14 protein-coding genes and 1 other RNA gene are annotated in these 13583 nt (G+C 53.9%); 5 read left to right on the top strand and 10 right to left on the bottom strand.

Annotated elements, in window-relative coordinates; all coding sequences use genetic code 11:
- Nucleotides 1–11: 11 nt before the first annotated feature.
- Nucleotides 12–1676 carry an FAD-dependent oxidoreductase gene (locus QEH53_RS13855; RefSeq protein ID WP_309023949.1) on the top strand — a complete coding sequence of 555 codons (1665 nt, stop codon included), beginning with the start codon at nt 12–14 and terminating at the stop codon, nt 1674–1676.
- Complete coding sequence (locus QEH53_RS13850; protein WP_309023804.1) at nt 1673–2431, top strand: hypothetical protein; 759 nt, start codon at nt 1673–1675, stop codon at nt 2429–2431. The genes QEH53_RS13855 and QEH53_RS13850 overlap by 4 nt, the downstream gene beginning before the upstream one ends.
- A gap of 83 nt (nt 2432–2514) precedes the next feature.
- Here QEH53_RS13850 and QEH53_RS13845 read toward each other — a convergent pair whose 3' ends face one another.
- The 9 genes from QEH53_RS13845 to QEH53_RS13805 form a co-directional block, all read right to left on the bottom strand.
- On the bottom strand, nt 2515–2976 hold the full coding sequence (locus QEH53_RS13845) for a cupin domain-containing protein (RefSeq protein WP_309023803.1): 462 nt from the start codon (nt 2974–2976) through the stop codon (nt 2515–2517).
- A gap of 24 nt (nt 2977–3000) precedes the next feature.
- Nucleotides 3001–5193: a DNA polymerase domain-containing protein gene (locus QEH53_RS13840; protein WP_309023802.1), complete on the bottom strand. Its 2193-nt coding sequence runs from the start codon at nt 5191–5193 to the stop codon at nt 3001–3003.
- 62 nt (nt 5194–5255) lie between these two features.
- A complete protein-coding gene (locus QEH53_RS13835; protein ID WP_309023801.1) occupies nt 5256–6155 on the bottom strand; it encodes an aldo/keto reductase in 900 nt (299 codons plus the stop codon).
- 131 nt (nt 6156–6286) lie between these two features.
- Nucleotides 6287–6625, bottom strand: a complete 339-nt coding sequence (locus QEH53_RS13830; protein WP_309023800.1) for a hypothetical protein — start codon at nt 6623–6625, stop codon at nt 6287–6289.
- Between the two features lie 71 nt (nt 6626–6696).
- A non-coding RNA gene (ssrS, locus tag QEH53_RS13825) (6S RNA) lies at nt 6697–6879 on the bottom strand.
- A gap of 56 nt (nt 6880–6935) precedes the next feature.
- A complete protein-coding gene (locus tag QEH53_RS13820; protein ID WP_309023799.1) occupies nt 6936–7430 on the bottom strand; it encodes a hypothetical protein in 495 nt (164 codons plus the stop codon).
- A 3-nt stretch (nt 7431–7433) separates the two neighbouring features.
- Nucleotides 7434–7955 carry a hypothetical protein gene (locus QEH53_RS13815; protein ID WP_309023798.1) on the bottom strand — a complete coding sequence of 174 codons (522 nt, stop codon included), beginning with the start codon at nt 7953–7955 and terminating at the stop codon, nt 7434–7436.
- Nucleotides 7942–8250 carry an ATP-dependent Clp protease adaptor ClpS gene (locus QEH53_RS13810; RefSeq protein ID WP_309023797.1) on the bottom strand — a complete coding sequence of 103 codons (309 nt, stop codon included), beginning with the start codon at nt 8248–8250 and terminating at the stop codon, nt 7942–7944. The genes QEH53_RS13815 and QEH53_RS13810 overlap by 14 nt, the downstream gene beginning before the upstream one ends.
- Before the next feature lie 14 nt (nt 8251–8264).
- Nucleotides 8265–10031: a proline--tRNA ligase gene (locus QEH53_RS13805; protein WP_309023796.1), complete on the bottom strand. Its 1767-nt coding sequence runs from the start codon at nt 10029–10031 to the stop codon at nt 8265–8267.
- Nucleotides 10032–10198: 167 nt separating this feature from the next.
- Between QEH53_RS13805 and QEH53_RS13800 the strand changes: the two genes are divergently transcribed.
- Together QEH53_RS13800 and argA are read left to right on the top strand one after the other, a co-directional pair.
- The gene (locus QEH53_RS13800; RefSeq protein WP_309023795.1) at nt 10199–10939 is read left to right on the top strand and encodes a hypothetical protein; all 741 of its coding nucleotides are present in this window, start codon (nt 10199–10201) and stop codon (nt 10937–10939) included.
- A 94-nt stretch (nt 10940–11033) separates the two neighbouring features.
- Nucleotides 11034–12347, top strand: a complete 1314-nt coding sequence (gene argA, locus QEH53_RS13795; RefSeq protein WP_309023794.1) for an amino-acid N-acetyltransferase — start codon at nt 11034–11036, stop codon at nt 12345–12347.
- Nucleotides 12348–12351: 4 nt separating this feature from the next.
- Here argA and QEH53_RS13790 read toward each other — a convergent pair whose 3' ends face one another.
- Nucleotides 12352–12570 (bottom strand): hypothetical protein, encoded by a 219-nt coding sequence (locus QEH53_RS13790; protein WP_309023793.1) that lies wholly within the window; start codon nt 12568–12570, stop codon nt 12352–12354.
- Between the two features lie 96 nt (nt 12571–12666).
- Here QEH53_RS13790 and QEH53_RS13785 point away from each other — a divergent pair, with 96 nt between their 5' ends.
- Entirely contained in the window at nt 12667–13488 is an 822-nt protein-coding gene (locus tag QEH53_RS13785; RefSeq protein WP_309023792.1) for a metallophosphoesterase, read from the top strand.
- The last annotated feature ends 95 nt before the right edge of the window (nt 13489–13583 follow it).

Here is a 13583-nt window from a genome sequence, read left to right as displayed (position 1 = left end):
AGTCTACCCAAATTTACGAACCCGAAACTCCCATTCCGAAACAACTCACAGCAATCATCTTCGGAGGTGGCCTCGCCGGCACGATCCTCGCAGAACGCTTCACTGCCAACGGACAAAAGGTGCTGCTCGTGGACGCGCCCCAGCACTCCCGCTGCTCCCGTGTCGCCGCCGGCCTGATAAACCCTATCGGCGGCAAGCGACTCAAGCTTGTCTGGCAAGCCGACATCCTCATCCCTCACGCCAAGGCATACTACCAACAACTCGAACAACAACACGCCACCTCTCTCTTCCACCCACGCGCCATCCACCGCTATTTTTCCAACCAGCAAGAAGCCCAGATCTGGCAGAAACGAAAAGGCGATCCCGATCACCAACGGTGGGTCGGCTTCTCAGATGACACCCATTTCACCATCCCCAACGCCGGCTACCTCGACACCAAAGCTCTCCTCGAACTTCTTCAAGCCCAACTTGCTCAGCAAGACAGCCTCCTGTCATCAACATTTAACTACGACAAAGTCCACCTCACTGAAAAGGGCTTAGCCTTCCGTGACTACACCGCCGATTTCGCGATATTCGCAGAAGGCCACCTCGCCACCCGCAACCCTCATTTCCAGTTCGTCCCCTACAAACCCGCAAAAGGCATCATCGCCACCATCAAACTCCATTCTCCACCCGAAACCCACCCCTCGGAACCAAGCCGCCCAATAATCCTGAAATCAAAATTCATCGTACCCCGCCACGATGGCAGCATCCAAGTCGGAGCTACCTACAATTGGGACGATCCCACCGACACTCCCGACCATGCGGGTATCCAAGAATTGAAACAATTCCTCGACGCCGAACTCGGTACCGACACCTGGCAGTTCGATGATATCCAAGCCGGCGTCCGCCCCGCCACCGCAGGAGCCTACCCAGTCGTCGGCCCACACCCCGAACACCCGCATCTCATCGCCTTCAACGGCTTCGGCAGCAAAGGCTCCCTCCAAATCCCCTATTTCGCCGACGCCCTCATCAAGAGCCTCTCCCAAAGATCCACAATCCCTCTCGAAGTCCTCCCTTCAAGATTCATAAGAAAGCCCGCCAGCAAGGCCAAACGCTGGATCGCAACAAACGTCGTCAAAGAAACCATCCTCGGCAATCTTAGGCCCGGTGACACCGCCATCGATGCCACTGCAGGCAACGGCCACGACACCCAATGGCTCGCTGAAAAAGTCGGCCCTTCCGGACATGTATTTGCCTACGACATACAGGAACAAGCTATCTCCGCCACCTACCAGCGGCTGGCTAAACAAAACCTCCTCTTGCAAACCACGCTCCTCAAAGCTGGCCACGAAACCCTTCTAGAGACGGTCCCTGCCCTGCACCGTGGTCAAATCGCCGCCATCGTCTTCAACCTTGGTTTCCTGCCCGGAGCTGACACCAGGTTAATCACCCAAGCTTCCACAACTCTAACCGCTCTTCGCGCCAGCCTCGAAATCCTCAAGCCCGCAGGCATCCTGTCCGTCACTCTCTACCCTACCCATTCAGGCGCCCAACAAGAAGTCGATCAAGTCCTCGAATGGTTTCACGCCCTTCCTGAAGACTCATACCAAAAGTGCATCGTCGAGCATCCCCAGAATAATCCTAGCTCCCCCTACCCACTTTTCGTCAAAAAGCACAAGGAGAACAAAACATGAAAACCACCGCATTATTGACAGGAGCAGGGTCCATAGAAAACGGCTGGGCTCCGGTTCTTCGTGCCCTTGACCTGAGTGAGGAGAAGGGCCATCTAGCCAATTTCATTTTCTCGACGCAGGTTTATCAACTGCGTTTTTTTGCCCGCCAACTAGTGCAAAAAGGCCTGAAAGATCCCCAAAAGCAAGAATGTCGTAAGGTCCTTAAGAAAGCATCAGATGATCTATCTAAAATAAAAGCAAAAATAGCGAAAGAACTGCACCAAGCCCAAGATATTCATCTCAGGCGCTACTTCTCAGAAATTTACACTAAACACATTTCCGGAAAGACAGACGGAATTGTTCCATTGACAACAAACTGGGATCTCCAACTTGAAAAGACACTGACGACATACGGGTACAACGGAGAGGTACTGCACCTCCACGGCAGTATAGCATATCCCGAAACATTATACCTCCCCACAGAGGCAATGGGAGAACCGTATTGGAACGAGGCACAACAAACGGAATCGATCAAACAGCACGAGGAAGCTCTACGCGAACTTTTGAAATGCAAACGTCTCATCCTCTACGGCATCTCAATCTCCGAACTCGATCCTGAATTGGGCATGCTCCTTGGGGCTACAATTCGAGAATTCGAAGAAGTGGTCATCGTCGACCCTAACCCAAACCCGATCAAGCAGCGGATCGAAAATTTAATGAAACGCGGAGAACCAAAAACAGAGAACTGCCGAATAATTGAAGACTTAGTAACCTAAATCGCTCCAATCCCCATAGGCAACGCCAACCATCCATCTTCAAAATCCATCTGTGAAAATCAGTGATATCTGTGGTTAAAAAATCACCGCGTCAGCCTCCGAATCTCTTCCCCAAACTTCGGATACGCAGCCAACAACCCATTCCGCTCTCCGATTTCAAACCCGTCCCATTCAAATCCCGGCGTCACCACGCAGCTCATCAAGGTCCAGCCCAGAGCCCCAGACGCCTCCGGCCCTTCTCCAAACCAGCACCCCGCCTCGAAAACCAGATGCGGTGTTTCCCTACCCAAGACATCAGTTCGGCCCACCCCATTCGCTCCGATTCGAAACACCTCAAACGGATCCCCATCCAAAAAGAAGAACTGCTCCACCGCATCCAAGCGGTGCAGTGCCGAGAATTCCTCTCGCGTAAACAAGGCATAGATAGTCGTACTGCAGGCCCGACCGCCTTCATCCTTCGCTCCGGTATGAATACGCCGAAACCATCCTCCCTCATGGTCCAATCGCTCCAGCCCCAAGCGTTCGATTAATTCCTCTTTCCACATCACCGTAGCTCCGACCAGTCCGCGTTAAAATAATTCGCCTTGATCCGGATTCTCCATCAAGGCCGGACAAAAAGTTGCATATCGTTTCCGCCAATCATTGAGCTTTTTGACGTAATAGACGGGGTCGTAAGGACGCTCCTCTTTGTCATATCCGGCCACCGGATACGCTCGCTGCCAATCAGAGCTTTGCCCCGTCTTCTTTGGTTGGATGAAGTAAGAAACGCGATCTCCCATTCCCACTGCCTTTTCCATTTTCAAGGCCACCTCAGCCGAAGCGCGACGCGGCTTTCCCACTGTCTCCATCTTCTTTTTGTATGCCTCTGGACTTTGGCTCAGAACCTCGGATTTGGCTATTTCCTCTACCGGCAGCTCCTGATCCTTAATTCGAGTCTCGACATCTAGAGCCACTCGAACCGGATCCTCTTTCGTCGCGCCCAAAAGACTATAGATCAATTTCCAAGTGAGATCTTTCAAGAACGGTTCCATTCCCCGAGAACGCAGCCCCGATCCACGAATCGTCACCTTTTCGCCATCATATAATGCATAGTTCTTCGCCTTGTAGCAAAACATGGATACATATTTTCCATCGTACTCGAGCTCGATTCCTTCGGGCAATATCTCCTGCGCTTTCGCGAGCAAGCGTGCTTCGTCATCGAAATACTTCCCAGCCGAGACATAGATGCCGTCCGTATCCGCCTCCAGCGGCTCGCAACCCGCCTCCCGAAAAAACGCGATCAAGGACTGCAAGATCTCGCGTCCCTTGGCCGTGACTTCCGCTGCCAACTCCGCATCGCCAAACCGTGCTCCGGAGAAACCGAGGTAACCATAAAAGGAGTTGATCAAAATCTTGAAGCTAGTCTGTCGCGCATCGTATTCACCCGCCAATGACGGATCTTCAATCTCTCGAGCCAGCTTCTTATATTTAAGTCGATATTCCCGTAGGCGCTTGAGCATCGGGATGAAAACCTGCAGATGATCACGCTTGGGGTTTCGATTGATCAGCAAGAGCAAGCTCGGATACAGCGAAGCCACGTCGAAATGCAGCACTTTTTCGTAAATACCTTCGGCGAAACTCGCGGTATAACCTCCTTCAAAGGAACTCACCTCGCCAGGCATCGGACAAGTCGCACGCGCATGATAGTACTCCTCTTGAAATACGAGGTCCACTTTGCTGGCGGAACCGCGCAAACAGGCTTCTTGCAGTGTCGTCGGAAACGCTTTCGCCTGTTCGAAATAAGTGGGTAACAAGCGATTTGCGACTCCCTCGGTCTCCCGCAAATCATCGCGTAAATAGTCCAGAAAGGTCTCTCGGTCGTCATCGAACATGTACTGGATCTTTGCTCCTTCGATGTATGTCCGCTCCTCGCCTTCTTGAGAAGTCACGCCAAAGAATTTTGCTACGTCCTTCAGACCATACGACATCAGTTCGCGCGTAGTGATATCGAAGATTTGCACCAGCAAATATGTGTCGACCACGGCCCGACCGGGAATATCACAACGCGTATAGTCTATCATTCTCTCCGCCACACGAATCCGTGTCTTGCGAAAGCTCGCATCCTGGCCATAGCGGCCCCACTGACTCCCAAGCTTGAAGCGCCTAGCACGGCGCCACAGATAATCGAGGTCGAACTTGAAGATGTTATGCCCTTCTATCACATCCGGATCCAGGCTCTGAATACGCTCGTTCAACTGTTTGAGCAATGCGCGTTCCGCTGCGTCAGTGCGCTCTTCCAAAACAAGCGTTTCGACCTTGTCCCCACAGCGTAACCCGATCGCGAGCACGCGATCCCCTTTTCGAGTTGGGCTGCTGAAAGCCCCTTCTACTTCGCAGGCTGTTTCGATATCGAGCTGAAGCCGCCGCAGATCGGCAAACTTCATTCCATCGAAGAGCCGGAGCCGTTGCTCCATCAGGAATTGGCTTTCCAACAAACGTATCCAATCGATGGAGCCACCACGACCATGCTCTTTTACAAATCCACGATAACGATCCAAGGAGTCGAACCGGACGAGATGGTTGTATTCACCATTCCCTGACAAACTCTCCGCTACGACACCTTCGGTCTCTGCCGACGCAAACTCTTCCCGTCCCCAGACAAAGGGTACAAAGGGCTTCGTTTCCTCCCGACGCTCTCCAGTCGAATTCGCCCAAGTCAAATGAGCTACGCCCTCCGGGCTTATCCACACACCGCAAAGAGATTCCAAAACAGAGCCAGTCATTCCAAACCGTAGCGCGGAGTTTCACCCTGCGTCCACGCAAATCACCAACGCCAGCTGCTCCCTTATTTAGCGGGGTACTTCGCCATCAGTCGAATATTGTCGTCGATCTCCTCTGGTGACCGAGCCCCAATTGTCATGGAATCTAGGTATCCTAGATTTTGGGCGAACTCCATGCACTCTTCGCGCTTGTCGACCAAGCCACCTGCTCCAAAAATCTTCATCCCGATCACGTTGGCCCCGCGCTCCTTGAAGCGACGCTGCACCGGCATGACTTCCTCGGGGGTGCCGTCCATGTGTTTTCCATAAGGATTGATACGAGTCAACGCGACCTCCACCCACTCCGTCTCGGCGGCTCGTTCGAGAGCGCTCAAAGTGTGGCAGGACATTCCAAGAGCACGAATGACACCTCTGTCCCGATACTCATGCAACACCTCGATAAAGCCAGCCATATCCTCGTCCCACTCCGGCGACATGACATTATGCATCAACAGAATGTCGATCACCTCTACGTCCAGTTCCATGCGGAACCGCTCCACTGCGGTGCGGGCCGAACGACGCTGTTCGTCCAAGCTCATTGACTTGGGGTTCTCGTCGTTGTAGCGCCACCAAAGCTTGGTCAGGATGGTCACCTCATCTCGCGGGATGAAGCGCAAAGCTTCGCGGAAGTAGTAGTGAGTGCCATACAAGTCCGCCAAATCGAACAAGCGAATGCCTCGGTCGTACCCGTGCCTCAGCAAGTTTACGAATTCCTCGAAACCTTGACGCGTTTGGTCAGATTGCCGATCCCACCCATTAAATCCCGTACCTTGAGCGAGGCGCGTAGTCGTGATACCAGACTTTTCGAAAGTCACCTTCGGGATTTCCGGCAACGTTCCTCGAGGCTTAGAGTAGGCGACAGAACCGATCAATGGCGCTGCCACGGCAGCCCCTGCGACACGACCAAGGAAATCTCTACGCTTCATATATCAGCTGGGTTGGGGTTTGCGAAAGCTTCTCTAATCTGAGGCAAGTCCTCGCTCAGCTCAGACAGAAACAAAGAAGCCCCAAGGCGAAACGCCTCGAGGCCGGAGAAAATTGCGCCGAGAAGGCAAAGCTAAAACGGGCGAAAGTAGACCATGTAAACCGCCACGCCGACCGCGATAATCAGACCTGAGAGAACAAATCCCTTTGGCTTCTTGTAAGCCATACCTGCTAGTCCCATGAGGAAGAGCCAAGCCACTAGCTTGACGATGATCCAACCCGCCGAATAGCTGTAGCCGAGTTTGGCGATCAAACCAAAAGCACCCACGAGGGCAATCAGGCCAACGGTACCGTTGATGGCCATCATCTTTGCCTTCTTATGCTTCTGCGGATTAGCAGCGATGTAGAAGATCGAGCCGCTGAGCATCAGGATCGAAAAGACGTGGATTAGGGAATAGATTTTCGGGTCCATATAAGACCACCTCTACCAAGCCTTTAAGCGAAAGAGCAATCTAATGAATCACTCTTCGTAAAAAAAAAGACGCGTACCCCACCATTGTGCCGTATGCCAAAGGGGCTCATAGTCCTGTTTAAATACAAGTGGGCGACCGTCGGACAACCTCTGCTTTCCGGTTTACGGCTTAGCATCAACCATCCTTCGAGACTCCCGTAAAGGTAAAGTAGGCGATGAGCGTTTTATCAGCACCTCGAACACCGCAGGGTACGCGAAGACCTTGGATATTCAGCGACACCAGCAACGCGTCAACCCCAATGCGATGACCCTAAAAGTTTTGCTTCTTTTTTGACGCCGGACCGCGAAACAGCCCGCGAGCTAACCACGCACTGATCAGCAAGTTGCCGAGCAAAAAGCCGAGAACTTGAGGTTCGCCAAAGATTTCACCTAGGCGATATCCGCCCACGAAAGCAATGCCCGCGCTGATGGCCAGCACCTGCCAATCGCTGAACAGCTTAGGCTTCGAAATCACAAAGAAAAAGCCGTTCACCAACAGCACTACCGCCCCCGCAACCAGAGAAAGCACAGCAAACTTCGCGGCGTTCTCCGTCTCGTTCTTCGAGAGAGCAAGGAGGTCCATACCCGCGAAGAGCAATTGATTGAACACTAAGAATCCCCAGGCCAAAGCCACTCCGAGCTGCCAAGTCGCCGGCAAGTCCGTCTCGCCTCGCGGCAATCGGCGAGCGAGGTCGCACCCAGAGGAGCAACAGTCGTGGCTTTTCGCAGCCGTCTCGCCGCAGTGGATACAAGAGTAACTGCTCATCTACTATCTTTCGTCCTCCAAGTCTTCATCGTCCGCGCTCCAGTCAGGATCGTCTTCCGACTCCGACCCGTCTTCCACAGGCTCCGAAAGCTGAGAAATGATCAGCTCCTGCAAGCTCGCGAACAAGGCGTAGGCGGCGTAACCAATTTGCAATTCGTCCGTCCACTCGACACCTTCGAGGTTTCCCTCTTCCAGTTGCGAATCGCCGATCGGCTCCAGCATCCTTTCGCGCAGCTTGAGTCGGATCGCCGAGCACGCACGAATTACCTTGTCCATCTCGTCTGCCGCGATCAAAGCCCGACCGCTGAGCATGAACTCGTCATCAAAGAGATTCTCGATGATCTTTAGCTCCTCTCGCTGGGAATTGAGCAAATCGCTCGTCCAAAAATCTTCCAGCAGCTCATCGTCGTCCGGAAACTCCGCCGGAGTCGCCAATTCGTCCTGCAACGCATCGAGCACCGGTCGGATGGTCTTGAGCAACGACTCGACCAGGGCGGGATCTAGCCTTATTTCAATCTGTCTCATCACGTTCCAAGATCGCGTTCAGGTGCCATTCTTGAAGTTGGAAGACGTATCCTTCCGCCTTCTCCCGATTGCCTTTCCAAACGAGGGAACGACCTTTGTGATGCACCTCCATCATGTGCTGCTCCGCTTTGGTCCGAGACATGCGTAACACGCGCTCGAGCACCATAGTCACGTAGGACATCAGGTTGACGGGATCGTTGAGCACAATCACGCCCCACACATCTGAAAGGGCCGTTTCGTCTTTCGTCTGCGTATCCGCAGCCGGAGATCCAACACTGGTTACAGGTGCTACCATCAAATATCGTATGTCTACAGTTTCGACTTCGCCTCGATTCCCTCGAGCAAGACACGTACCGCATCCCCGATCGCGACGTTCTGGGATGACTCTTCATCACGCCACTTCATCTCGACTTCGCCATTCTTGAGGCCACGACCACCGATGGTGATTCGCAGCGGGATACCGATCAAGTCAGCATCCTTGAACTTCACGCCAGGGCGCTCCGCTCGGTCGTCTACCAACACGCTCGCTCCAGCGGCTTCCGCAGCCTGCCCCAATTCAAGTGCCAACGTATCCGCTTCTTCCATACCAGGATCCAGAACGGTGATGATGATTTGGTAAGGCGCCACCGACCATGGCCAAACGATACCGTTCTTGTCGTGCTTCTGCTCGATGATCGACTGCAGTGTACGAGAAATCCCGATACCGTAGCACCCCATCACCGCAGGCTGCCGGTTGCCATCCTTGTCGACGTAGAGAGCGCCATACTCTTCGTTTTCGCTGTACTTGGTACCGAGCTTGAAGATGTGCCCCACTTCGATCGCGCGCTGGATTTCGAGTGGTTTACCCGACACCGGACAAGGCTCGCCAGCTTGTACTTTGCGGAAGTCGCCAAAACGATCGATGTCGAGGTCGCGCGTGACGTTAACGTTTTTCAAGTGCATCGCCTTCTCATTGGCTCCAGTCACTCCGTTACCTACCAAACGTATTGCCTCGTCAGCGTAAACGCCATCGAGCTTTTCGCGGTTTTTGATAGTGCCCTTCACCGCGCCCAAGCTTCCTGGATAAGCGCCCATCCCTTCGAAGATCTCGTCCACAGTCGCAGGACGGATCAAAGCATAGCCAAGCGAGCCGAGCTTCGCTTCCTCGACTTGGTCGCAACCGCGAACGACGACTGCGAAGAGCTTGTCGTCACCAACGAAAAGCAAGGTCTTGAACTGCTGGTCGGCGGGGACTTCAAACTCCTGCGCGAGCTTTTCGATAGTCTTAACGCCAGGCGTCTCAAACTTTTCGATATCGCCAACCGGCGCCGCGTCTTCGAGATCAGCAGGGATGATTCCGCTGGTTGCCTTTTCCACATTTGCCGCGTAACCGCTCTCGATGTTGTAGACTACATCGTCGTCGCCCACTTCAGCAGGCACCATGAACTCGTGCGAGAAGGCGCCGCCCATTACACCGGTGTCAGCCTCGACGGAAATGAACTTCAAGCCGCAGCGAGCGAAGAACTTCTCGTACGCCTTGGCCATGTTCTTGTAAGTCTCGGTGGCTTCTTCGTCAGTCGCATCGAAACTGTAGCCGTCCTTCATGATGAACTCGCGAGCGCGCATCAGTCCGTAGCGAGGACGAATCTCGTTACGAAACTTCGTCTGCACTTGGTAAAACGTTTTTCCCATGTCGCGGTAGCTATTCGCTTCGCTGCCGATGAGAGGGGTGATTATTTCCTCATGCGTTGGACCGAGCACGAAAGCGGGTTCTTCGGGAAATTCCGCATTTTCTCCGGCACTAGCCACTTGGTACATGATCTCGCGGGCCGCACTCCAGCGAGGACCTGCCTTCCAATAATCAGCTGGCACAACTGCAGGCATCAGCAATTCCATGGCGCCCGCCCTGTTCATTTCCTCGCAGCAAAGGCGCTTCACGTTATCCAAAGCCTTGGCTCCCAAAGGCAAGAAGGCATAGATGCCGCTGCCTATCTTGCGCACTAGTCCCGCTCGAAGGAGCAACTTGTGCGAGTCGATTTCCGCTTCCGCGGGGCTTTCCTTGAGGGTTGGGATATATTGCTTGCTCCAGTAGTCCATGGTGATTGAGGGCCAAAAAATGCGCTGCCTCGCCTCCCACACAATCCTTAAATATGGCTGGCTCGCAAGGGAAACGGCCACACGATGCGATTCCGTCCCGCTTGAAACCTCTCGCTCTCGATTTCTGGCTTTAACTCCGCTCCATTTCGCGCTCCCTAGGCAAGCTCATGAGCACTCCCGAAAAGCCTGAAACCAAGAACCAGCTGCCGAGCGGCATCGCGGACCGCAAGCCGTGGCCCATGTGGCCGATCGCCCTAGCCATCGTGCTCTTCATGGGAGTTTACACTTGGATCAACTTCGAGTACCGCAAGGAGGGCACTGCCTTCGAGCCCTTCCAAGCCATGATGGATCGCAAGAACGCAATCGTGGAAAAGAACTTCTACGATTGGTACAGTATCAAGACGACTCGCGCTACCGAGGAAGCCAATATTAACTCACCCGCTAGCTCCAGCTCCCGCGAATACGAGGATGCGCTCGACCTCGTCATCCCCGAACAACTCAAGTACTATATGGCCGGACGCCCAGTACTCGTTCCTGGGTTTATCAGGACCGAATCTCCAGACAGCCTTACTCCGGGCGAGTCCTTACCGATTCGCCTCCACGTACCCGAGCCACTCGCCACGAGCGAGCTGCTCAATATCCTCACCTTCTACAAGGAAGGTGAACTCTTCATCCTCGCCACCCTTTTCGTCGAGAAGATGGAGGATGTGGACCCGAGCCTGCTCCAGGGCGAACCGACGCCTACTACCTTCCTCATACCCACCGATCCTATCGCTGCAGACTCGATAAAAGTTAGCTTCATTAATCAGGACCGCTTAGCCGAATGGCAGATCCAAAATCTCGACCCCAGCAAGGCGACAGTGGACGAAGACCGCGAAGACGGACCAACTTCAACCGAAGAGAACTAGAGCAGTCCCACACTGCCCCACCGAGATTTAGCCTATCCCACTCTCTCCTTGCTTCCACCCCTGCATTCGCTTGAATGCGGCACCTTTACGAACCATGGACGCAAGCGAGAGCGAACAGACGATCAAGCCAACCGACCTGCGCGGCATCCTTAACTATGTACCCAGATTTCTGGGACAAACTTTCGTAGTCGCACTCGACGGTTCTATCATCGAAAGCGACAACCTGCCCAACCTGCTACTCGATATCGCCGTCCTGCGCAGCTTGCAGATCAATGTCGTCATTGTACACGGCATCGGCAAACAGCTCGCCGACCTCTCCGCTACGAAGTCCATTACGCCTAGCAACGTCGACGGAAGCGGAGCCACCGACGGCCCGACCCTCGACCTCGCCATCCGCGCCTCCTCCCGCGTCTCCCACCAGATCCTCGAAGCGCTCACAAAGGCGAAGCTCAAGTGCGCGATCACCAATTCCGTCAAGGCAAAGCCCGTCGGTATCCTAAAGGGAGTCGACCTACTAAACACCGGTAAGACCGACCAGATCGATGCCGATTTCCTGCGGCATCTCATTTCCAAGAACATCATCCCGATCATCCAACCCATCGGCTTCGATCGCAACGGACATACCCTGCGCATCAACTCAGACGCCCTCGCCGTCGACACCGCCATCGCGATGGGCGCGACCAAGATTCTATTCCTCTCCCAGGAAAACGGGTTCAGCCAAGACGGACGCCTGACCCAGCAAATCCCCGTCGCCGAGCTCGAAGAATTCGTCGCCGCTCCTCATTTCAGCGAGCTATCGCCAGCCCTTAAAAGCAAAGCCGTGCAGGCATTAAGAGGCGTAAAAGCGGAAATTTCACGTATCCACATCCTCGACGGACGCATCCACGACGGCTTGATTCGAGAGGTGTTCTCCAACGAAGGCGTTGGAACGCTCATTTACGGAAACGAGTACCAGCAAATCCGCCGAGCGACCCGAGACGAGGTTCCACTCGTCTACCACCTCACACGCAGCGGTGTCGCTCGCGAAGAGCTAATGGAGCGTTCGATGGCATCCATCGAAGAGAAGATCCACAATTACTACGTCTACGAGGTGGACGGAAACATTATGGCTTGCGTGCTGCTCGACCGTTTCGGGGAAGATGCGGAGCTACGGGAGGTCAGCTCGCTATTCGTGCACCCATTCTACCAACGTCAGGGCATCGGGCGAAAGCTCGTCCGCTTTGCCTGCCAGCTAGCCGAGCAAGAGGGAGCGCGCCGCGTGATCGCTCTCTCCACGCAAACTCAGAACTTCTTCACGAGCCTTCTCGGTTTCGAAGAAGCAGGCCCGGACGCCCTTCCGCTCACCAGACGGGCGATCTACGACGCAAACCAGCGTCAGTCGAAGGTACTCCTAAAAAGCTTCGCCTAAAGCCCTAATCCAAATGCTTGGATGCAGCAGAGTCGATACGCAGACGAGCGAGCTTACGGAGCTGTTCGTCGTTCGCCTTGCGAATGGCCGTTTCGAAAAGCTCATCCTCAGCCGACTTTTCATTGATGCTACGCCCGAGGCTGTTTAGGCCGATCATTGCGTCCCGAGAGAGGTTTGAGGCAAACGTGCCTCCTAGCAACTGTTCGAAATTCTTAGCTTTCATAGTGGAGTGATGGTCACCTATCCATCGGTTTCCCGCTTGCTCTCTTTAGGGACTCGGGTTGCATCCGATTACTTCGTTTCATCTTTTTAACATTAAATGTCCTCTAAAATTCGCATCGTCTCCGATCTGCACGTTGGCCATAGAGCCAGTGTTATCGACGACCTGGCAGCGCTCGCGCCTCTCGCCGAAGGCGTTGATTGGCTGATTTTTAACGGGGACACCCTCGAACTGAAGTATGGCGATCTTGACGTGGATCACTACGACGCCATCAGAGAAAAACAACGCTTCGAGACGGAAATGCAAAAATGGGGCTGCAAAGTTAGCGTCATCACTGGAAACCACGACCCGGAGATCTCCGAAATCCACTCACTCAACATCCTCGATGGAAAAGTCTTCATCACCCATGGAGACGGACTTTTTCCGGAAATTGCCCCTTGGAGCTCGAACATCGCCAACCTCCGCAAGCATGCCGCCATCATCGACCCAGAGGCCACTGGCAAAACAGAGCAAGATCTCCACGACTATCTTCACCTCCACAAGCTCGTCACATCCCGAGCCCACAAGGATGACAAAAAGTACAACCCTACCCTCTGGGGCAAGCTGAAGATCTTCCTCCACCAAGCCTGGCCTCCCACCACTCCTTTCCGCATCCTCAAAAGTTGGAGGGAGGTTCCATACCGAGCCGTCTCATTGGCCGAGCGTTTCGGACTATCCCCTAAGTTCATCGTCGTGGGACACACCCACAAACCAGGTATCTGGAAGCGAGGCCAACAAACGGTGATCAATCTCGGATCATACTTTCCTTGGCCCGGCAGCCGCTGCATCGACATCGAGGAAAATAGTCTATCCGTTCGCAAAATACATAAGCGACAGAACGACATCAGAATTGGTCAGGTCGTCGCTAGTTTCGAACTGTAGGTCGTCTGCTGAAGGAATTTACCCGCTCAGTGAGTAATTAATCCTAGTGACCGCTAGGGAAAAAAAGCCGCGGGCTTGCGGGAGTCTGTGCTAAA

Origin of the sequence: Pelagicoccus sp. SDUM812002 (assembly GCF_031127835.1) — a bacterium.
In the GTDB taxonomy this organism is placed as follows: domain Bacteria; phylum Verrucomicrobiota; class Verrucomicrobiia; order Opitutales; family Opitutaceae; genus Pelagicoccus.
The sequence above is the reverse complement of the archived record's forward strand: the minus strand, read 5'-3'. Positions and strand labels throughout refer to the sequence as shown.